Origin of the sequence: Novosphingobium marinum, assembly GCF_013408095.1 — a bacterium.
Classification (GTDB): Bacteria; Pseudomonadota; Alphaproteobacteria; order Sphingomonadales; family Sphingomonadaceae; genus Novosphingobium; species Novosphingobium marinum.
Window position 1 is genome coordinate 184,498 of the sequence record NZ_JACBZF010000001.1, and the last position, 21,303, is coordinate 205,800.

18 protein-coding genes are annotated in these 21,303 nt (G+C 64.7%); 13 read left to right on the top strand and 5 right to left on the bottom strand.

Annotated elements, in window-relative coordinates; genetic code table 11:
• Positions 1-88: 88 nt before the first annotated feature.
• From FHS75_RS00925 to FHS75_RS00945, 5 genes are all read left to right on the top strand, one after another.
• Positions 89-2,239, top strand: a complete 2,151-nt coding sequence (locus tag FHS75_RS00925) for an EAL domain-containing protein (RefSeq protein WP_179405846.1) — start codon at positions 89-91, stop codon at positions 2,237-2,239.
• Between the two features lie 75 nt (positions 2,240-2,314).
• A complete protein-coding gene (lepA, locus tag FHS75_RS00930; protein ID WP_179405847.1) occupies positions 2,315-4,132 on the top strand; it encodes a translation elongation factor 4 in 1,818 nt (605 codons plus the stop codon).
• Positions 4,133-4,231: 99 nt separating this feature from the next.
• Complete coding sequence (locus tag FHS75_RS00935) at positions 4,232-5,371, top strand: helix-turn-helix domain-containing protein (protein WP_179405848.1); 1,140 nt, start codon at positions 4,232-4,234, stop codon at positions 5,369-5,371.
• On the top strand, positions 5,371-5,829 hold the full coding sequence (locus FHS75_RS00940) for a PIN domain-containing protein (RefSeq protein ID WP_179405849.1): 459 nt from the start codon (positions 5,371-5,373) through the stop codon (positions 5,827-5,829). Before FHS75_RS00935 ends, FHS75_RS00940 begins: the two co-directional genes overlap by 1 nt.
• Positions 5,830-5,884: 55 nt before the next feature.
• Positions 5,885-6,748: an HNH endonuclease gene (locus FHS75_RS00945; RefSeq protein WP_179405850.1), complete on the top strand. Its 864-nt coding sequence runs from the start codon at positions 5,885-5,887 to the stop codon at positions 6,746-6,748.
• An 18-nt stretch (positions 6,749-6,766) separates the two neighbouring features.
• Here FHS75_RS00945 and FHS75_RS00950 read toward each other — a convergent pair whose 3' ends face one another.
• The 5 genes from FHS75_RS00950 to FHS75_RS00970 all read right to left on the bottom strand — a co-directional run bounded on the left by FHS75_RS00950 (position 6,767) and on the right by FHS75_RS00970 (position 13,664).
• Positions 6,767-6,976, bottom strand: coding sequence for a hypothetical protein (locus FHS75_RS00950; RefSeq protein ID WP_179405851.1), 210 nt, complete (start codon positions 6,974-6,976; stop codon positions 6,767-6,769).
• A 366-nt stretch (positions 6,977-7,342) separates the two neighbouring features.
• Complete coding sequence (locus tag FHS75_RS00955) at positions 7,343-8,047, bottom strand: hypothetical protein (protein WP_179405852.1); 705 nt, start codon at positions 8,045-8,047, stop codon at positions 7,343-7,345.
• 65 nt (positions 8,048-8,112) lie between these two features.
• Positions 8,113-9,864, bottom strand: a complete 1,752-nt coding sequence (locus FHS75_RS00960; RefSeq protein WP_179405853.1) for an N-acyl-D-amino-acid deacylase family protein — start codon at positions 9,862-9,864, stop codon at positions 8,113-8,115.
• Between the two features lie 103 nt (positions 9,865-9,967).
• Entirely contained in the window at positions 9,968-12,133 is a 2,166-nt protein-coding gene (locus FHS75_RS00965) for an SGNH/GDSL hydrolase family protein (RefSeq protein ID WP_179405854.1), read from the bottom strand.
• Positions 12,134-12,173: 40 nt separating this feature from the next.
• Positions 12,174-13,664: an Ig-like domain-containing protein gene (locus FHS75_RS00970; RefSeq protein WP_179405855.1), complete on the bottom strand. Its 1,491-nt coding sequence runs from the start codon at positions 13,662-13,664 to the stop codon at positions 12,174-12,176.
• Positions 13,665-14,162: 498 nt separating this feature from the next.
• On the opposite strand from FHS75_RS00970, the gene FHS75_RS00975 reads away from it, so the two are divergent.
• The 8 genes from FHS75_RS00975 (at position 14,163) to FHS75_RS01010 (ending at position 21,295) form a co-directional block, all read left to right on the top strand.
• Positions 14,163-14,933 (top strand): hypothetical protein, encoded by a 771-nt coding sequence (locus tag FHS75_RS00975; RefSeq protein ID WP_179405856.1) that lies wholly within the window; start codon positions 14,163-14,165, stop codon positions 14,931-14,933.
• A 19-nt stretch (positions 14,934-14,952) separates the two neighbouring features.
• Entirely contained in the window at positions 14,953-16,152 is a 1,200-nt protein-coding gene (locus FHS75_RS00980) for a cytochrome P450 (RefSeq protein ID WP_179405857.1), read from the top strand.
• 49 nt (positions 16,153-16,201) lie between these two features.
• Complete coding sequence (locus FHS75_RS00985) at positions 16,202-17,359, top strand: transporter substrate-binding domain-containing protein (RefSeq protein WP_229735453.1); 1,158 nt, start codon at positions 16,202-16,204, stop codon at positions 17,357-17,359.
• 63 nt (positions 17,360-17,422) lie between these two features.
• Entirely contained in the window at positions 17,423-17,779 is a 357-nt protein-coding gene (locus tag FHS75_RS00990) for a hypothetical protein (protein ID WP_179405858.1), read from the top strand.
• Positions 17,776-19,545 (top strand): hypothetical protein, encoded by a 1,770-nt coding sequence (locus FHS75_RS00995; RefSeq protein WP_179405859.1) that lies wholly within the window; start codon positions 17,776-17,778, stop codon positions 19,543-19,545. Before FHS75_RS00990 ends, FHS75_RS00995 begins: the two co-directional genes overlap by 4 nt.
• Positions 19,546-19,563: 18 nt before the next feature.
• Positions 19,564-20,049, top strand: a complete 486-nt coding sequence (locus FHS75_RS01000; protein ID WP_179405860.1) for a hypothetical protein — start codon at positions 19,564-19,566, stop codon at positions 20,047-20,049.
• 87 nt (positions 20,050-20,136) lie between these two features.
• Positions 20,137-20,934 carry an outer membrane protein assembly factor BamD gene (locus FHS75_RS01005; protein WP_179405861.1) on the top strand — a complete coding sequence of 266 codons (798 nt, stop codon included), beginning with the start codon at positions 20,137-20,139 and terminating at the stop codon, positions 20,932-20,934.
• 211 nt (positions 20,935-21,145) lie between these two features.
• Positions 21,146-21,295 carry a hypothetical protein gene (locus tag FHS75_RS01010; protein ID WP_179405862.1) on the top strand — a complete coding sequence of 50 codons (150 nt, stop codon included), beginning with the start codon at positions 21,146-21,148 and terminating at the stop codon, positions 21,293-21,295.
• Positions 21,296-21,303: the final 8 nt, after the last annotated feature.

Genomic DNA, 21,303 nt, shown 5'->3' on the forward strand with positions numbered 1-21,303 from the left:
AAACCTCATTCGGTTACTGCGTTCACATTGTAACACATGGCGATGGGTAGAAGCGTTGATTCCGGGCGGCAACAAGGGAATGGCGAGGGTGCGCGGCCTTTGGGGCAAAGGTCACGCAACGCCGCCTGCGTCCCGCGCGTCCGTTTCGGAGGACGAAGCGGGTCTCGCCACCTTGCTGCTGCGCGATTTCGAGAAGGCTGGCCTGTCCTGGTTCTGGGCAACCGACAGGGACGGCAAGCTCGAATACATCTCCGAATGCGTCGTCGAAGCGCTGGACACCGATCGCAAACGCTTGCTCGGTCGGCCACTGACCGAGCTCTTCGAACTGGACAACAAGGAAAGCGAACGCACGCTTCCCCTCATCCTGAATGGTCACAAGACTTTCAGCGACGTTCTCGTGCAACCGAGCGACTGCGAGGGAACGCATTACTGGACAATATCGGGTCGCCCGCAATTCGATGAGGATGGCAATTTCGCCGGCTACCTCGGGAACGGTGCCGATATCACCGAACGTTGCAAGTCCGAGCGGGAAACCTCGCGCCTCGCCATGAGCGACCCGCTGACCGGCCTGCCCAATCGCAGGACCCTCGAGGAAACGCTTGCGCGGGCCATCGGGCCCGTTTCGCAGGCGATGCGGTCTTGCGCGGTGATCATGATGGACCTCGATCGCTTCAAGCAGGTCAACGACACGCTGGGGCACCCGGCAGGCGACGAATTGCTTCGGCAGGTCGCCGACCGCCTGCGCCCGCTCTTCGAGGATTGCGGCCAGCTCGGTCGTCTTGGCGGAGACGAATTCCAGGCCGTCCTTCCGAGCCTGGAAGATCGCGGGGAACTTGCGGAGCTTGCGCGGAAAATGATCGCGATCGTCTCGCAACCGTTTTCCATAGGCGGGGGGCGGTGCCTGATCGGCGCGTCGGTCGGGATCACGGTTGCGCCGCATGACGGATCGACTGTCGAGGAAATAACGGAGAACGCCGATATCGCGCTTTACGCCGCCAAGGCGGGAGGGCGTGGCCGCTACCGCTTCTACACGAGCGACCTGAAAGAGGAAAACCAGCGAAGGAGGCAACTCGAAGTCGACCTTCGGCGCGCACTTGACGACGATGAGATGGAATTGGTTTACGAACCGGTCATCGAAGTGGCGTCCAACCGCGTGATCGCTCTCGAAACGGACCTCGTCTGGAAGCACCGGGAATTCGGGATCGTTCCGCGCGAGCTCTTCCGATCACTGGCCGCGAAGACCGGCCTCGAGAAGAACCTGACAGCCTGGTCGCTACGACAGGCGTGCGCGGATGCCGTACTTTGGCCGGGGCTGGTAAAGGTCACCGTGCGGGTCTGTTCCAACATGTTCGCCGAAAAGGAATTTCCTTCCGTTGTCGCGCAGGCGCTCACCAATGCCGAACTCGCCCCTGAAAGATTGCAGCTGAAGCTCGCAGAAGCTGCCGTCGTCGACGCCGGTGCCCTTGCGAAGGACCACTTCAATGCCCTGAAGCTGCTGGGCGTTCGCCTGATCCTCGAGGATTTCGGGACCGGCTTTTCCTCGTTCCGGAATCTGTGCGAACTACCCTTCGACGAACTGAAAATCGACGACAGCTTCATTCGCAGTTGCTGCGAGGAAGAGAGCCGGACGGTTCCGGTCATCAAGGCGATGACCGACCTCGCCAGGGCGTTGGGGCTGACCACGATCGCCGAGGGGGTGGCGGCGCATGATGAACTCGACCTCCTGAAGGAGCGCAATGTCGATAGCATTCAGGGGCCGATCTATTCGGATCCCATGCCGTCGGCCGATGTCCTCGATGCCCTTGCGAGCGGCGTGTGGACGATCGAGCCGTCCGGGCCGGCGCGCTACCGCGAAGAGCGCCGGACCGTGTTGCGCAAGGCGGGCGTCATCCACGAGGACTATCGCTACGTCGTCACCATGCGCAACCTGTCGCGCACCGGGTGTCTGATCGAGGGGTTGCTCGACGTGCCCGTCGGCACCGAATTCGTCGTCGACTTCGGAGAGGGCGAGGTGGCTGTTGCAAGCGTCCGCCGCTCGGCGGGATCGATGCAGGGGCTCGAGTTCGAGCTTCCCCTCGTTGATGACGGCGCCGGGGGCCTCGTCACCCGCAACCGCCTGTCGAAGGAAGCGCTGGCATCCGCGGGCCTTTCCGGCGAGGGCCAGCGCGGCCTCGGCTCTCCGAAGTTCGCGGAAGTCGGCTCCACCCTGCACAAGCCGGCGAAGCGAGGTGATGGCTGACAGGCTTGCAATGTGTAGCTAAAGGGCAGGGGACAGCGCCCGGTGCGCTCCTTTCCTTCCGACAAGCTGCAGTAGATGACCGACCTCAAGAACATACGCAATTTCAGCATCATCGCCCATATCGACCACGGCAAGTCGACGCTTGCGGACCGGCTGATCCAGCTCACCGGCGGCCTGACCGAGCGCGAGATGAGCGAGCAAGTCCTTGATAACATGGACATTGAGCGCGAACGCGGCATCACCATCAAGGCCCAGACGGTGCGCCTTTCCTACAGCGCCTCCGATGGCGAGACCTACGAGCTAAACCTCATGGACACGCCCGGCCACGTCGATTTCGCGTACGAGGTCAGCCGCAGCCTCGCCGCGTGCGAGGGGGCGCTGCTCGTCGTCGATGCCGCGCAGGGGGTGGAGGCGCAGACGCTTGCCAACGTCTACCAGTCGATCGAGCACGACCACGAGATCGTGCCCGTCATCAACAAGATCGACCTCCCCGCCGCCGAGCCCGACAAGGTCCGGGCCGAGATCGAGGACATCATCGGCATCGACGCGTCGCAGGCCGTCCTCACCAGCGCCAAGTCCGGCATCGGCATAGAGGACGTGCTCGAGGCGGTCGTCGCCCGCATCCCGCCCCCCTCGGGCGAGCGCGACGCTCCGCTCAAGGCGATGCTCGTCGATTCCTGGTACGACCCCTACCTCGGCGTCGTCATCCTCGTGCGCGTGATGGACGGCGTCATCAAAAAGGGCCTGCAGGTCCGCTTCATGCAGGGCGGAACCGAGCACCTGATCGACCGCGTCGGCTGCTTCGCGCCCAAGCGCACCGACCTTTCCGAACTCGGTCCGGGCGAGATCGGCTTCATCACCGCGCAGATCAAGGAGGTCGAGCAGGCCAAGGTCGGCGACACGATCACCACGGTAAAGGGCGGCGCGGACAAGGCGCTGCCGGGCTACAAGGAAGTGCAGCCCGTGGTCTTCTGCGGCCTGTTCCCGGTCGATGCCTCGGATTTCGAGAAGCTGCGCGATTCGATCGGCAAGCTGCGCCTCAACGATGCCAGTTTCAGCTACGAGATGGAGACGAGCGCGGCGCTGGGCTTCGGCTTTCGCTGCGGGTTCCTCGGCCTCCTCCACCTCGAGATCATCCAGGAACGCCTCAGCCGCGAATACGATCTCGACCTCATCACCACCGCGCCGTCTGTCGTCTACCGCATCCAGCTCGGCCACACGAAGAACGAGGAAGCGAAGACGATCGAGCTGCACAACCCGGCCGACTATCCCGATCCCAACCGGATCGAGTGGATCGAGGAGCCGTGGATCAAGGCGACGATCTACACGCCCGACGAATACCTCGGCGCGATCCTGAAGCTCTGCCAGGACCGGCGCGGCATCCAGCGCGAGCTGACCTACGTCGGCGGCCGCGCGCAGGTGACCTACGAGCTGCCGCTGAACGAGGTCGTCTTCGATTTCTACGACCGGCTGAAATCGATCAGCCGCGGCTACGCCAGCTTCGATTATGAGCAGATCGGCCTGCGTGAGGGCGATCTCGTCAAGATGAACATCCTCGTCAACGCAGAACCGGTCGACGCGCTCAGCCTCATCGTCCACCGCTCGGTTGCCGAAGAGCGCGGCCGCGGCATGTGCGAGCGCCTCAAGGACCTCATCCCCCGCCACCTGTTCAAGATCCCGGTGCAGGCCGCGATCGGCGGCAAGGTCATCGCCCGCGAAACCATCGCCGCCCTGCGCAAGGACGTCACCGCCAAGTGCTATGGCGGCGACATCACCCGCAAGAAGAAACTTCTGGAAAAGCAGAAGAAGGGCAAGGCCCGGATGAGGGAGTATGGCAACGTCAGCATTCCGCAGGAGGCGTTCATTGCGGCGTTGAGGATGGGGGAGGAGTGAGGCTTCTTCAGTTTCTGCTCTTTGCAAACTGGAGATCCAAACAACTTTTTCGCTCTGGAAGTAGGTAATTGAGCAAGGTTCGTTATACAGAACCAGTCTATGTCTGAGCAGCTACCCGTTAATCCCGCCTTGCTGGCTTGGGCGCGCGAACGTGCGGGCCAAAGCGTTGAGGAAGCTGCGCAGAAGTTTCGGCGGTGGGTCGACTGGGAGGCGGGCACTGCTTCGCCAACCTATCCCCAGCTCGAACAGCTATCCGACGCGTTCAAGGTACCAATCGCGGTGTTCTTCTTCCCGGAGCCACCCGAAGTTCCGTCTATCAATGAGACTTTCCGAACGTTGCCCGAGGAGGCCCTCAACGAACTACCCAGCCGTCTTCGTATGCTCCTCCGCAAAGCGAAGGCAATGCAGCTCAATCTTGCAGACCTGACAGACGGTCGAAACCCTGCAGAACGGCTGATTACGAACGACTTAACGTTCCCAGCGAACGTCGACATCGCTGAGATGGCGGCGGTCGTGCGCGACTACCTTGGCGTAACGTTAGACGACCAAATGAGTTGGCGCACCACTGATGATGCTCTCAAGGCTTGGCGCACTGCACTACTCGAAGCGGGCGTATTTGTTTTTAAAGACGCTTTCCGCCTAGAGAACTTCTCTGGGTTCTGTCTTTTCGACGAGGAATTCCCCATCATATATGTGAACAACAGCGTCACTAAGACGCGACAGATATTCACGTATTTCCACGAGCTTGCACACCTAATATTTCACACCAGCGGCATCGACACTGCGCGAGATGGTTACATCGCGCGCTTGGTCGGCGACGCCCGCCAGATTGAGATCGCGTGCAATAGCTTCGCCGGTCAGTTTTTAGTCCCTGAGAACGCCTTTAACCAAGCGATGACAGGGCGTGACGCCAGCGAAGCTACGGCGGAAGCGCTCGCGGCCCGCTTCAATGTCAGCCGCGAAGTGATCTTTCGTCGCCTACTCGATCAAGGCAGCGTGACCGAGCGAGATTACGACGCAGCAGTCCAGCGATGGAACGACCAGCGCAATGTCTCGCGTACTCCGGGTGGTAACCAGTATTGGAACACGCTTGCTTACCTCGGGCGTGAGTATGTTGCCCTTGCGTTGAGCCAGTATCATCGCAACCGTATCGACGAGACGCAACTAGCCGAATTTCTCAACACCAAGCCGCGGTATGTCGGCACATTAGAAGAATACTACAGCAGGGGGACCGCCTGATGTATGTGTTCGACACCTCGCCGTTGATCAAACTTTTTGAGAACTATTATCGGAGCAGATTTCCAAGTCTGTGGGACCGTTTTGATGGCCTGGTTGCGGACAAGAGAATCGTTTCAACGCGTGAGTGTAAGCATGAATGCAATGATGGTCCGGCCGACGCGTTACGGGATTGGGTGAATGATCAGGATGGCTTTTTCCATACGCCGGGTGCCGCCGAGGGCACTTATGTCGGCCTCATTTACTCCGTCCCGCATTTTCAGCAAAACATTGAGCAGAGGAAATTGCTCAATGGTGGGAGGAACGCCGACCCCTTTATTATCGCCAAAGCCGGGACTGACAACCGCGCAGTCGTCACAATGGAGCGATTTAAGCCCAATGGCGCGAAGATACCAAATATCTGCGCTCACTTCGGCGTAGAGTGTCTGTCAGTGGAGCAATTCATGGAGCGGGAAGGCTAGGAGTTTTAAAGTTCCTAATGACTAGTAATCACTTCTGTAAAGCAGGATCACAGTCGTGACCTTCGGCGTTTTCATGCACAAGGATGGCTCGATCTACGACGATATCCCCGAAGTGCATTATCAATTCAAAGAATATCATCTTCCACGTGTTCGTCCCTTGGTTAACCAGTGGATCGTTTATCTGGAGCCAGCGAAAGAGCGAAATTCCAAAGGGTTCTTCGCAGTGGCCAAAGTCGCGAAAATTGTTCCTGATCCAGATGTTAGTGGTCGCTTTCGAGCGTTAATTGAAGTCGGAACATTTCTACCGTTTTTGCCGACGGTACCGCGAGTACTCAACGGTCAGCCAGTTGAGCGAGATTGCTACAACTCACAGTGGTCGATCCGTCCGCTCTCCAATTCCGATTTCGCACGCATTATCGCGCTGGGGCTCCCCGAAGACAATACACTGCCGCGCGTCGGCGAGATTGAACCGGTCGAGCGGGTTCATGAGCGTCAGGTTCCTTTCGAAGTGGAGCGTCCTATCGTACAGTCGCTCGTCAACCGCCCATTTCGTGACCGCGCGTTCCGTCGTGCCGTTCTGAGTGCTTATGACGGACGCTGTGCGGTTACAGGTTGGAAATTGATCAACGGCGGGGGACGCCTTGAAGCAGAAGCCGCGCATATTCGCCCGGTCGAACACGGCGGACCGGATTCAATCCGCAACGGCCTTGCGCTGTCTGGAACCGCCCACTGGATGTTCGACCGGGGTCTGATTGGCGTAAGCGAAAGCAGGGACATCCTTATCCACCGAAAAGTCAACGATCGCGGGGGCGTGGAAGCGATCATCAACCCCACGAGAAAACTGATCGCGCCTCAGAGAGAGTCCGATCAACCGCACTGCTCATTTCTGGCGTGGCACCGCGATCACCACGGATTCTGATTTTTTGGCTTCTGCATCCTACGATTTTCCAATCCTCCCCGCCGCTACATGGCGGAGCCAGTCCCGGACGATGGCGCGGTCGGCGCTGGGCTGGTCGAGGCTGTCGAGCGCCGGGGGCGGCTCCTGCTCGATGGCGGTTCCGATGATATGGGCAAGGCCCTTGCGGCGGGGCATGCCGAGGTCGCGGTCGCCCGCTTTCAGGAAGTCGGGCAGGGGGCGGATGGTCATTCTCGGTCTCCTCGATGTTCGGGTCTTGCCGGTCCCCCTTGTCATTCCCGCGAAGGCGGGAATCCACTTCCGGGGTGTGCCGGGTTGCCGTGGATCCCCGCCTTCGCGGGGATGACGGTTGTGGCGGTGCGGGCGGTTGCTTTTTGATTTGACCCTCAGGCGCCGGGCGCGGTCCATCCGGCCCGCTTGGCTCCCTTCCCCCGGATCAGGTCCGGGGTCCGGGCGGGCGTTCGCCCTTGCGGTCGGTTTTTTTGTTTTGGGCCCTCAGGCGCCGGGCGCGAGCCATCCGGCTCGCTTGGCTTTCCTCCGCGTGCGCTTCGGGCGGGCGGTCGCCCTTGCGGTCGGCTGGGCGCCGACCGGGGTGCCTCATGGTTGATCCTGCTCGGGATTGTCGTCATCCTGTTCTCGCTCGGCGGCCTGGGCTTCGAGGTGGCGCTGGCGCATCCGGTCTAGCTTGGCGTCGATCGAGGCGAAGACTTCCTCGTACTCGGCCTCGTCGCGGGCGGCCTGTTCCTCCTCCCACTCGCGCCGCCATTCGCGTTTCAGCCGGGCAAGGTGGCTGCGCGTGGCGGCGTCGGCGTTGTGGAGCGAGTCGGCGGCGAAGCGCCTGGGCGCGCGGTTGCGCAGCATGAACATCAGCAGCCTGTCGTTGTAGACGCGGCGCGTGCCGACGACCGCGCCGAAATGGTAGACCGGCACTTCCACGCCGTTGAGCGCGCGCTCCATCGCCACGTCCTCGAGCCGCTGGACGCCGATGGCGAGCGCGGCCTCCCACGCCTTGCGGAAGCCCCGGCCCTGAGGGTGGCGGCGCAGGAGGTACGCGCCCTCCGCCGCCTTGCCCACCGCGTGCGCCGCGGCCTTGACGCTGCCGGTGTCGGCCAGCGCCGCGATGAAGGCGCGCTGGCGCTCGGCCGTCCAGCCGTCGTGGCGAGAGGTCTGGCGCGGGACGGGATCGAAATCGGGCAGCGTGCCGCGCCGCCGCTTTTCCGGCGGGTCGGCCTCGGAGGGGATGGCCTCGGCGGAGATGGCGTCGGCGGGGACGGGGACGGGCAGGCGGGACTGGTCGGTCATCGGTGCGGCTCCTCGGGGGAAGGGACCCAGCGATTATGCCCCGGACGAGCGCCTGTAGGACAGCCCTAGGCCGCGCGCGCCCCCGGCCTCGCCTCGTTCGTCCGGTTCTTGCGCAGCAGCCTTCCCGGCAGCGCGCCGGTCCCCGCGTCGTCCTCCCGCGTCACCGTGCCGCCGACGATCGTGGCGCGGTAGCCGGTCACCTGCTGCAGGAGGCGGCTGGCGTTGTCGGGCAGGTCGTCCACCACCTCGGGGCTGGAGAGGCGCAGGTTGTCGAAGTCGATGAGGTTGACGTCGGCGCGCAGGCCGGGGCGAAGCACGCCGCGGTCGTGGATACCGGCGGCAAACGCGGTGCGCTGCGTCATCATGTTGACCACCCGCTCCACCGGCAGCGTCTCGCCCCGCGTGCGGTCCCGCGCCCAGTGGGTGAGCATGAAGGTGTTGAGCGAGCCGTCGCAGATCGTCATGACGTGCGCGCCCGCGTCCGATGCGCCGAGGATCGAGCCGGGGCGCAGCATCAGCTCCTTGAAGTTCTCAAGCCCGGTGTGGTCGTAGTTGTTGATCGCCAGCAGCAGCGTCGGGTGGCGGCTGTTCTCCAGCATCACGTCGTAGGTCGCCGATTGCGGCGTGGTGCCGAGCCTGCCGGCGAGCGTGACCATGTTGCGGCTCTCGTCCGGCTCGTAGTCGCCCTCCTCGCCGATGTCGTAGCAGCGGCCCCAGTGCTGGTTGAGGAAATGCCCGAAGGTGCCCTCCGGATCGCTCTCGGCCAGGATCGTCGCCTTGACCTCGGGCCGGGCGAGTTCGGCGAGCAGCGCCTCGCGCTCCAACGCCGCCTTCAGCCGCCTGAAGGTGGGCCGCTCCATGAACGGATGGGTCCCGAAGAACGAGAGCAGCGAGCCGATCGAGCGGCCCGAGACCTGCGCGAAGGCGCGGCTCCTGCCGCCCTCGTTGATCCCCTCGATCCAGGCCAGCTGCTCGCGCCAGTACTCGGGGTTGAGGCCGGGGCGCAGCACCAGCATCTGCACGTCGACGCCGGTTTCGCGCACCAGCCGGTCGTAGAGCTTCATCTCGCTCTTGATCGCCTCGACGTCCTCTCCGACCACGCCGTCGGGCGCGAATTCCATGTAGCCGCCGTGCGCCGCCACCACGCGGGAGAGTGCGAGCAGCTCGTCGGCATCGGCGCCGTAGTCGGGCGTCATCCCGCCGCTCGCCGTGCGATGGACGGGTGTGCGCGTGCTCGACAGGCCGAACGCGCCGGCCCGCATCGCCTCGTCCACATAGCGTGCCATTTCGGCGATCTGCCCGGGCGTGGGCGGGACGTCGCCGTCGACCGCGTCGCCGAGCACGTAGACGCGCAACGGGCCGTGCGGCAGCAGCGCGGCAACGTCGAACGTGCGCGGCATCGAATCGATGACGTCGAGGTATTCGGGGAAGGACTGCCAGTTCCACGCCAGCCCTTCGTGCAGGGCCGATCCGGGGATTTCCTCGACGCCGTCCATCAGCTCGATCAGGCGATCGTGCGAACCGGGCCTGACGGGTGCGAAGCCCACGCCGCAGTTGCCCATCATCGCGGTGGTCACGCCCGACGACCACGAGGGATCGAGGAACGCGTCCCAGGTCGCCTGTCCGTCGTAATGGGTGTGGATATCGACCCAGCCGGGCGTGACGAGAAGTCCGTCGGCGTCGATCTCGCGCCTGCCGGGTGCGGAAACCCTGCCGACTTCGACGATCGTGTCGCCCGCGATGGCGATATCGGCGGTGCGCCCGGCCTCGCCAGTTCCGTCCACTACCGTCCCGCCGCGAATGACGATGTCGTGCATGCTTCTCTCCGGATGTTCTGTCGATTTGAACACGCGTTCTACATTCTGGCGGTCAGGACGCAATGCGGCTTGCGGTGGTCCTGTCCGGGCACGCGACGGTCGGTCAGAAGGCGTCGCCGAACATGGCCGAGGACAGGATTGCCGGAACGCCGGACACGATGTCGTTTCCGATCACCGGTGCGGCGGGATCGGCTTCGTAGCGCAGCGAGCGCTCGTCCCCGTCGAAAGCGAGCACGGTCTGGCCGGGGCCGAAGGGTATGGTCAGGAGCAGTTTGCCGCCCGACAAGATGACCGACGATCCTTCGCGCCAGGCCTCGTGCTCCGGAGCTGCATCGGGCAGCCCGATGCGGTCGCCGCCCGCGTTGAACGAGGGATCGAGGACGATTTCGCCATGCGTCACGAACAGATTCTCGGCCAGTCGCGAACCGGCCACCCGGAAGTCGCCGCCGATCGCCGCGCTTCCGCCCTCGGCAAGCCAGAGGCGCCCGGCGGACCCGTCGGCGGGCGGGGGCGGGGGCTGTCCCTCGCTCGCCGCGAAGACCGGCACCGCTTCGAAGACCAGCGCCTGCGTTCCGATCATCGCCTTGCCCGATTGCGCATCGAAGAACAGCGTACGCGTCCCGTCGTCGAAGGCCAGCGCGATGCCGGCAGGACCGATGGGCACCGCAAGCGCGGTGTCGCCATCGCTCAGGTACGCGGAGGAACCGGCGCGTTCTATCGTCCAGTCGGAAGCATCGCCCGACAGGCGAACGATATCCCCCCCGGCGTTGAACGAAGGGTCCAGTTCGATGAAGCCCGCCACGTCGAGGAGAGTCACGTCCTGAACCCCCCGCGTGCCGGTGACGGTGCCCGTTCCGCCGATCTCGAAGGCAAGACTGTCCGGGGCGAACAGCCGAAAGCCGTGGCCGTTCGTCCCGGTGCCGGGCAGGGCGGAGACCTCGAACCGAACCTCGCCTGCGAGTATCGTGCCGTCCGATCCGGTGCCGGTGATTGTCAGGACGTGCTCGCCCGCATCGGGCTCTGCCCGGCCCGGAGCGAGGGCGAGCAGCGGAAAGGCATCGCCGCCATCGACGATTTCGTAGCGGGTGGTGGGAACGCCATCTTCGAGGACGTCCCAGGACCATTGCTGCGCCGGATCGTATCCTTCGGCGAAAAGCGTTCCCACGGCATCGCCGGGCCGGTGCTGCTCGACGGGATCGGGGAGGGCGAAGATCTGCTCCAGTTCGGCGGTGAGCCATTCGGCGATTTGCCACTGGCCCGCCGCGTCGGGATGCGTGCCGTCGAAGGTGGTGAATGCGACGCGCGAGGCATCGAGTACGACGACGCCGTCGAACAGTTCCGCCGCCGCGCGGATCTCGGCATCGACTTCGGGCCGGATGCCGGGGTTGGGAGCGCCGGGATTCCACGATGTGAGGACGAGGATCCGGGCTGCGGGACGCGCTTCGCCGAGCGCCGAAAGGACGGCGACCGCTTCGTCGAACACGCCGGGCTGGTCGTTCAGGCCCATGGCGATGACGTAGATATCCCCTTCGGCGGCAACGCCGTCCGCCGCGATGCGGTCGGCAAGATCGGGGCGCGGGCCCTGTTCGCGGTCGTATCCCGTACCGCCCAGGCCCGACTGCCAGACGTCGCGCAGGCCAAGCTGGCGCGCGACCAGCGACACCCAGTCCTCGCCCGGCGATCGTGCGCCGCCGCCTTCGGTGATGCTGTCGCCCAGGAAGACGATGCGCGGTCCCGGATCGGGCGTCGGCGCGAGCGAGGCGCCCTGTTCGAGTACCATTCCGCCGAAATTCGCGCCGCCGCGAAATTCCAGTTCTATCGTTTTCCAGTCGCCTGCGACGGCAGTTTCCGACAAGTCGACACGAACCCAGCGAAGCGAGCCGTCGGCAGGGACGTCGGGCGACATCCGGGAAACCAGCAGGCCATCGACGAAGAGGCTGAAATCGGCATTCGAACCGTTGGCATAGATCGACAGGTCGAACCTGTCGGCATCGGTGCGGAATTCGACGCGGCCGCCAAGCCCGGCGCGCACGTCGGCACCGGCTGCGACGTTGTAAGTCGTCAGCGCGAGGTTCTGCGGAAAGCTGTTTGCGAAAGCCCCCACGGTTCCGCCGAGCAGGCGCACCGCCGGATCGTCTTTCGGGACGATCGGTCCTGTCTGGAGCGGATCGCCGTTCTTCGGGCCGAGTTCGATCGTCGCGCCGGCAAGCAGCTGGTCGGGCGCGAACCCGAACCCGTTGCCGCCAAGTAGCGAAATCGTACCCGTCACGGTTTCCTCCGTTGCACCGGAGGCCCGGCGGGGCGCGACGTCAGCCGAAGGAGCCGAACGCCGCCGCGCCGTCGAGGCCCGGATCGCTGTCGATCAGATCAGCCGAGAATGACGTGTCGACGACAGTGGCGGATTGCGGTGCCATCATCGACGCGGCGGAGGGAAAGACCTGGATCAGCAGCGGTTGCGAGAACGCGCTGATATTTCCGGCCTCGTCGCTTGCCCGGACGGTGATCGTGTGGTCGCCCACGTCGAGGTCGATGTCGATGCTGTAGGCCCCGTTCAGTCCGGCCACGCCGTTGCCGACCGCGGTCCCATTGTCGAACACCTGCACGAAGGCGCCGGGTTCGACCGTGCCCTGGATGGTCAGGTCCTCGGTCTGCAGCGTGATGTTGTCGGTGTTGCTGCTGCCGGTATCGTCCTCCGCGGCGAGGTCGGGCAGGGGGGGAACGGCGGGAGCGGTCGTATCGACCGTGATCGTGAGCGGCGCGGATGCCTCGCCCTCGTTGCCGGCGACATCGGTGACGACGGCGGTCACCTGGTGGACGCCCGGCGCGAGGCTGACGTCGAGCGTGAAACGCCCGTCCGCCCCGGCCGTGACCGTGCCGAGGCTGGTCTCGCCGTCGAACAGCTCGACAGAGGCATTGGCGCCGGCGCTTCCGGAAATGGTGAGGCCGGTGGTGCGCGACGTGATGTTGTCGGTCTGGCTCGCGCCGGTGTCGTCTGCGGAGGCCAGGTCGAGATTCGTCGCCGCGGCGGGCGGCGTCAGGTCGACGAACATCGCGAACACCGCCGACGGGGCGCTGACGTTGCCCGCGGCATCGGTGGCGACGGCGGTGAACCGGTGCACACCCTCGTCGAGATCGAGGTCGAAGGAGAAGTTGCCGGTCTCATCCGCCGTGGTGGTGCCGAGGCTTTCCTCGCCCTCGAACAGTTCGACGCGCGCGCCAGCCTCGGCGGTGCCGGTGATCGTCAGGTCCTCGGTCTGCGTGGTGATGCTGTCGTCGTCCTCGGCGCCGGTGTCGTCCTCGGCCGCGAGCGCAAGGCCCGACGGCGCGACCGGCGGTACCGTGTCGCTGGGGCCGTCGCTGTCGGTCAGGAGCAGCGCGCCCGCGCCGATCGCGCCGCCGACGAGACCGCCGATAAGCAGCGTGTTGCCGTCGAAACCCATGACCGAGGTGCCCTCGTCGTCGTAGGGCGAATCGTAATAGCGCGTCGAGCGCGCGGGCTCGGCCTCGACGTCCTGCCCGACGGTTTCCAGCCATGCCTCGGCCATGCCCCAGTCGGGCACCGACTCGATGGTGACTTCGGGCGGACCGACGGGGCCATCGGTATCGTCGGCCTTTTCCTCGTAGGCCTCGTCCGACATCTCGTTGATGTAGCGGGGCAGCGACTTCACCACGCCGCTGTCCTTGTCCTCGACCTCGACCCTGGCGCCGACCGGCAGCTTGATGTTCGCCGGAAGCGCGGGCAGCGTCTTTTCGATCACGCGCCTGCCGTCTGCCGAAATGATACGAAGAATAATCGCCACGTCGTTCCCCTGAACCGCGAGTGCGCCTGTCAGTGGCCGCCTCGCCCTTGGTTTGTTGTTGACCGGGCGGAAAAGCCGGTCGGAAACCGGCGCTTACGCTCCAGCGCGCTTTCGCGCCGTCATTCTGTCGCTTCGCTGAACGCGGAGCCAATGCGCGCGAACTAGATGAAGGGGGCGGGGGGCTGCAAGCGGCATCTGGCGTTTTTGACTTGCCGCGCTCCGCAAAATCGACGAGCCGATGAAGCGAGCCGCCTTTCACGCAAGGTGAGTCGTTCACGGGGCGGTTGGCAGGCGCGGGCGAGGGGCGTACTCCTGTGGCTACAACTCCATTGCCTGCGGTCCGCCCTCGTTCGCGAAGGCGGGCCGCTTGCATTTCCGGAGCATGGGCCGCGCGTCGAAGCCAGCATTTGGATCAGGTTGCCGCGTCCCTCCCGACCATGCATACCCCCGCGTGAAGAACGGCCGGAACACCGGTGCGGCAGGCCCGAGGAGAGGTAGATGCAATATTATCCGGTTTCGGAAGCGCGCTCGATGCCGGGGCTGCGCCTCGTGCTGAGCGCGGGCGTTCCCGGTCCCTGGGGCGAGGCGGCCAAGGCGGTGTTCGGCTTCAGGAACGTCGACTATGTCCCCGTCGAGCAGGCACCGATGCAGCCCAACAAGGAGCTGCTCGAATGGACCGGCCACCGCAACGCGCCCATCGCCGTTCTCGACGACGAACCGCCGGTGACCGGCTGGCTCGACATGATCGACCTTGCCGAACGCCTCGGCTCCGGACCGTCGCTGCTTCCTGCGGACGAGCGCAGGCGCGTCGAGTGCCTGGGCTTCCTTACCGAGATCGCGGGTCGCGACGGGCTTGGCTGGCATCGCCGCATCCTGATGTGCGCCCCGATGCTCGATGCGCCTGCCGATCCCGACAATCCGGGCCTTGCCGACGTGTTGTGCGGCTACGGCGTCACCGAAGAGGCGCTGGCGCAGTCGAACGCGCGGATCGTGGCGATCCTGCGCGAGCTTGCGGCCCAGCTCGAGCGGCAGAAGCAGGCAGGCTCGCAGTGGCTGGTCGGGAATGCGCCATCGGCGCTGGACCTGTTCTGGGCATGCTTCTCGATGATGCTGGACCCCCTTTCGCAGGACAGGAACCCGATGCCCGACTGGCTGCGGGGAATGTATGCCTCGCTCCCCGACGACATTGCGGCCGCGCTCGATCCGGCGCTGATCGCCCACCGCGACCGCGTGTACGAGGAGGTCATCGGCCTCCCTCTCGAATACTGACCGAAAGGCTTTACCAGACATGGCAACGATCGCCGGGATTCCCGCCCACGTCCCCTCCGACCGCGTCGTCGATTTCGACATCTTCGCTCCGCCGGGCGTCGAGGAGGACTACTGGGCCGCGTGGAAGTCGCTGCGCGGGCCGCACGGCATCGTCTGGACGACGGCGAACGGCGGCCACTGGATCGCCACCGACGGCGCGATCACGCGCGACCTGTGGGCCGATGCCGAGCGGCTTTCGAGCGAGTCGCTCGCGGTCACTCCGGGCCTTGGCGAGGTGATGGACTTCATCCCGCTCCAGCAGGACCCGCCCGAGCACAAGCCGTTCCGCATGGCGGTGATGAAGGGCTTCGCCAACCAATACGTCACCGCGATGGAGCCCCTGGTCCGCGAGGTCTCGAGCGAGCTTGCCGAGGGCCTCGCGCCGAAGGGCGGCTGCGAGTTCATGAGCGAGTTCGCCGAAATCCTGCCGATCCACGTCTTCCTGACGCTGATCGGCGTGCCGACCGAGGACCGCACGAAACTGCGCCCGCTCGGCCAGCAGCTCACCCGCCCGGACGGATCGATGACCGTGGTCGAACTGCGTGACGCCGCCGACGCCTACCTCGAGCCCTACGTGCGCGCCCGCCTCGAGAATCCCGGCACGGACCTGTTCAGCCGCATCCTGTCGGTGCCGATCGAGGGACGTGCGTGGACCTTCGGGGAAGCGCAGCGCATGTGCCGCAACCTGCTGTTCGGCGGCCTCGACACGGTGGTCGCGATGCTCGGCAACTTCGCGATGCACCTTGCGCAGAACCCGGCGGACCAGGCGCTGCTGCGCGAGGACCGGACGCTCATCCCGCAGGCCGCCGACGAACTGATGCGCCGCTATCCGACCGTTTCGGTCACGCGCAACCTTGTCGCCGATGTCGAAGTCGACGGGATCACGATGAAGGACGGCGACCTCGTCTACCTCAGCAGCGCGCTGCACAACCTCGATCCGGACTGCTTCGACGACCCGGAAAGGGTCGATTTCGCGCGGAACCTCCAGCCGGTGCGGCACACGACGATGGGCGTCGGCGCGCACCGCTGTGTCGGGGCGGGGCTCGCCCGCATGGAGGCGATCACGTTCCTGGAGGAATGGCTCGACCGCATTCCCGAATTCCGCATCGCCGAGGGGACGAAGCCGCGCTTTCGCGGGGGCAACGTCGCGGCGCTGACCGACCTTCGCCTGTCCTGGTAGATCCCGCGCGGTAGCACCGCGCCGGTTGCGGTTGCGCCCGCGAACCTGCATGCTGGCCGTCATGCAGGGCGGAAACACTGGCTTCGACGGCGCGGCGCGCGCGCTCCTTTCCATTCTCCTCGCCGTGGCGATTGCCGCCGGAGCGGCCTTCGCGCCGCCGGTACTGGCGCAGGAAGCGCCGCCGCCCGAGCCGTCCGGTCCCGAAATGACCATCGCCACGCGCGAGGCACCGCCTTTCGTCATCAAGGGGGCCGAAGGGGCGTGGAAGGGGATCGCGATCAACCTCTGGGCGCAGGTCGCCGAGGATCGCGGCTATCGCTATCGCTTCGAGGAAGCGGACCTTGCAGGGATGGTCGAAGGCGTCGCATCGGGCCAGTACGATGCCAGCGTCGGCGCGCTCACCATCACGCCGTTGCGCGAGCAGCGCGTCGATTTCTCGCATCCCTACTACGCCACCGGCTTCGGCATCGCGACCCGGCAGGCCGCGCCCGGCTGGCTCTCGCTGATCGGCAGCTTCTTCACCTGGGATTTCCTGCAGGCGGTCGCCCTGCTGTCGCTGCTGCTGTTCATTGTCGGCGTGCTGTTCTGGCTGTTCGAGCGCAAGGCCAACAGCGAGGAGTTTCCCGAGGACGCCAAGGGCATCGGTTCGGGCTTCTGGTTCTCCGCCGTGACGATGACCACGGTCGGCTACGGGGACAAGGCGCCGCGCACGGTCGGCGGCAAGATCGTGGCGCTGATCTGGATGTTCGCCGCGATCATCATCATCTCGACGTTCACGGGCATGATCGCATCTTCGCTCACCGCGGGCCAGTTGCAGGGCGCCATCGGCGGGATGGACGACCTGCCCGGAAAGACCGTCGGCTCCATTCGCGATTCCGCCGCCGACGAATGGCTGGCGATGGAAGGCATAGCCTTCACGCCCTATCCCGACGTCGAGTCGGGACTGGAAGCGCTCGCCGACGAGAAGATCGATGCCTTCATCTACGATGCGCCGCTGCTGCAGTACCATGTCGCCACCGGCTTCGGCGACGATCTTCGCGTGCTGCCCGATTCGGTCGGCAGGCAAGACTACGGGATCGCCCTGCCGGCGGGCAGCGAAATGCGCGAGGAAATCAACGTTTCCATGCTCCGCATCATGGAAAGCGAGGAATGGCAGAACATGCTCAAGCGCGAACTGGATGGCGGCGACAATAAGTCGGGCGAATAGGACCGTTCCTATTCAAGTAATGCTGTGGCATGGTCGCGCCGCGCAATTTGGCGGGGAGCGGCAATGTTCGAGATTTCCGACCAGACGTTTTCGACGTTCGAGCGGGCCGAGGAGGAGAAGTTCGTCGGCAGGATGGCCGCGTTCCTGCGCGAGAAGCTGCCCTATATGGCCGACGAACCCGAGGAGGAACTGCGCGGCGAGATTCGCAAGCTCAAGAAGCAGGCGAACAGCTACGGGCTGACGACCGAGCGCACCGTCGCGACCTACGTCCTCACCGCCGCGCACCTGGGTCTCGATTTCGTCGACAAGTTCGACGGCGCGCGCAAGATCCTGTTCCGCGCTGCCGGCGAACAGCGCAAGGCCGACCTGCTGGAGGCTTACACGCTCGACATCCTCGAAAAGCTGGCGACGCCGCTGTGAGCTGGGGAGCCGCCTTCGCAAACGCGTGGGACAGCGCGACCGAGACGGCGAGGGAAGTCGCGAAGGCCGCTGCCCGAGGCGTAAGGAATGCGGTCAACCGGGCAAGGGACATTGCCGAGGCCGTGGTCGATACCGCGCTTTCCGCCGCGCAGAGGGCAGCCGCGCTTGCCGCGACAGTCGGAAGGAGGCTCGTCGGCATAGGCGGCAAGATCGTCAACCTTGCGATAGGCGCGTTCTCGTCATTGCTCGCCTTCGGCCGGAACGTGATCGGCAGGGTGATCGAGGCATGCCCGTTTGCCGGAGGCGGCGGCGGAGCCGGTGGGGGCTCCGGCGGCGGATCGGGCGGCGGCGCGAGCGGCGGCGGCGACGACGAGGATGACACCGACGATGACGAGGACGATGACATCAACATCGTCTCGGTCGACTGGCTGAACGGCGGCGTCGAAATCGTCATCGGCGACTGCGAGCAGTTCGTGAACCTGCCGCAGGACGCGAAATGGCTGGCCGACAGCGGTATCCCCAACATCGACCGGCTGGGCATCCAGCCGCGCTTCCTCGTCAAGTTCGACAAGCCGAAAAGCGCCGGATTCCAGTGGCGGCTCATCAAGGTCGCGGGCGGATCGCCCGACTACACCGGCGCAGAAGAAGGGCGCAATTCGGACTTCAAGGCGACGCCGACAGACTGGACGAGCGGGTCCGTGTCCGAAGGCAAGATGATCATGAAGGACAAGGCCAAGCTGGTCGCGGGCGGCGGATACAAGTTCAAGATCGAGGCCAAGGACGTCAAGGGCAAGGTCGTGAAGTCAGGCGTCATCACCACCAAGCGCCTGTTCTGGTACGTCGAGCTGCCGATGACGGGGCTGACGACGGTCCTGTCCAGCACTGCGACGATGGACGCCGAATTCGCCAAGTATCACATGGTCCTCAAACAGATGCCGGACCTCGGCATTCCGCATCAGGAGAACATCGGAAACAACGCCGACAAGGCTACGCTGGAGGGAAATATCGCCTCGGCGCTCAACGGCAGCGCGGCCACGAAGGCCAAGGCTCCGTACCTTGTGAAGATCGCGTACACCGATCACCTGGCGGTCAAGAACCCGAACGTCCGGCAACGCAAGCAGAACGTCGACGTCGGGCCGGGCAAGGGCACGGTCACCATGGATATCGTGGCAGCGAGCCTCCTTCCCCCCAACAACGTCGAGCGAAAGAACCTCTGGCATTCGATCGTCACCGGCGAAAGCTGGTTCGTCGACGCAGTGTATACGCCTGACGACGGCAGCGGAGCCGTGTCGATCGACACCGGGGACATCACTCCGACAAGCAATTATGCAGTCGACATCGATCTTGAGAACCTGCCGGCAGGTCGGGGGACGGTGGACCTTTTCGTCAACGTCGTCGATCGCATGCGGGCCGGCCTTGCGCTGAGCGGCAATGCCAACATCTGCATCTGCACCAGGGCATGGTGGCGAACCGAAAGCGATGCGGACCAGATCGGTGTCGCCATTCACGAAATGGGGCATATCGTCGACCAGTGCACAACCGGAACCGGCGACGAACCCGATGCCTCGGCCACGCAGTACACCGGCAGCGGGCACGCGGGCTCGCATTGTCACAAGGGGTGCGCGTCGGGGCAGGCGGACTACGGAACGAGTGCCAACGTCAGCGCTTCGCAATGCGTCATGTTCGGAACGAGCAATGGCAAGACCGCGTTTTGCGGCAATTGCGCTCCGGGAATGTACAAGGTCGATATCGGCGGCGGGTTCTAGGGCGCGGGAGAACGAACGATGAGCGACTATATTCCTCCCGATTTCGGTTCGGTGCCCTTCGGGTCGATCGAACAGGCGGAGTGCGCGCCACAGGTGACGCCGAACTTCAACGGTGTCGTCATACGGGTCCCCGAACAGATCCATATCGAGGATGGCGAAGCCGTGATCCTGCCGATCTGCGGTTACTACCAGTTGCCGACAGCGGTCGTCCTGGACGGAGAGCGGATGGCAGTTCATGTGAGGAGTATTTCAAGGCCGGACGTGCCACCCATGTCGGGACCTGTCGTCCTGCAGGACGGCGACAACGAACCGCTCGCACCGCCTCCCGAACCGCCGCCCATGAAGCGCTCCAACCTCGCGGGGCGCGTATCCGACGCCTACTTCTACGTCGATGCCCAGAAGATGGTGAGTCGCCAGCTCCCGCCCGGAATTTATGATGTGTGCGTCACCTATGCCGGCCAGCAATCCAACGTGGCGAGGGTCGAGGTGACGGGCCCTGGCTGACGGCATGCATTTCCGACCGTGAATAAGGCTGCGGGGCTGCCAATACTTCACTTGGCGTTCAGGCGGGCGCTGGCTATAGGACCGGCCATGTCCGACCGTTCTCCGCTCAAGATCGCTGTCCTTGCCGCCGCTTCGGGCGCGCTTCTCCTTACCGCCGGTTGCGCAGGGCGGAGCGGCGATGCCAGCGATACGTCCTATGTCGCGCGCGACGTGAACACGCTCTACGCCGCCGCGAAAGACAGGCTCGACCGCGGATCGGCAAAGCAGGCCGCCGTGCTGTTCGACGAGGTCGAGCGCCAGCACCCCTATTCGCCCTGGGCCCGCCGCGCCCAGCTGATGAGCGCGTTCAGCTATTACGCCGCGCGCGATTACAACAAGGCGATCCAGTCGGCGCAGCGCTTCCTGTCGATCCACCCCGGCAACAAGGACGCGCCCTATGCCTACTACCTGATCGCGATCAGCTACTACGAGCAGATCAGCGACGTCACCCGCGACCAGAAGGTGACCGACCAGGCGCTGCAGGCGCTGACCGAGACGGTGCGCCGCTATCCCGGCACGCGCTACGCTGCCGATGCCCGGCTCAAGATCGACCTTGTGAACGACCACCTCGCGGGCAAGGAGATGACCGTCGGCCGCTATTACCAGCGCAGCGGAAAGTGGCTGGCCGCGACCATCCGGTTCCGCAACGTGATCGACGACTACCAGACGACGAGCCACACGCCCGAGGCGCTGTACCGGCTCGTCGAATCGTACCTGTCGCTCGGCATCCCGGAAGAGGCGATGAAGGCGGCCGCCGTGCTCGGCAGCAACTACCCGGACAGCCGCTGGTACCGCGATGCGTTCAGGCTGATGAACCGCCACGCGCCGGGCGCCAGCGCGAGCTGAAACGCCGGGCGCTCGCCCACTAAAAAGCTGTTTTCTTTCAGTCGCTTGTCGCTTCGCGGCAAGTCATGCGCGATCCTGCCTGTGGCGACGTTAACCGTTTCTATGGAAAACGTGTGACAGTCTGTGGACAGGCAAGTTAGACGATGTAAGTTAAGCCATGCAACACGCCGGCACCCGGCAAAAAGCGGGGCCGGAACGGAGGGGTCGCTTTATGGAAATGGGGCCGGTCGAACCCGTCGCCGAAATCGTCGTACCGCTGTGGGAGCGGCCGCAGCAACGGCCTTCGCTCACCGTCGAGACGGTCTCCATCATGTCGATCTTCGCGCTGAGCTGGCTCAATCTGGCGCACGCGATCACCTGACTTCGGCG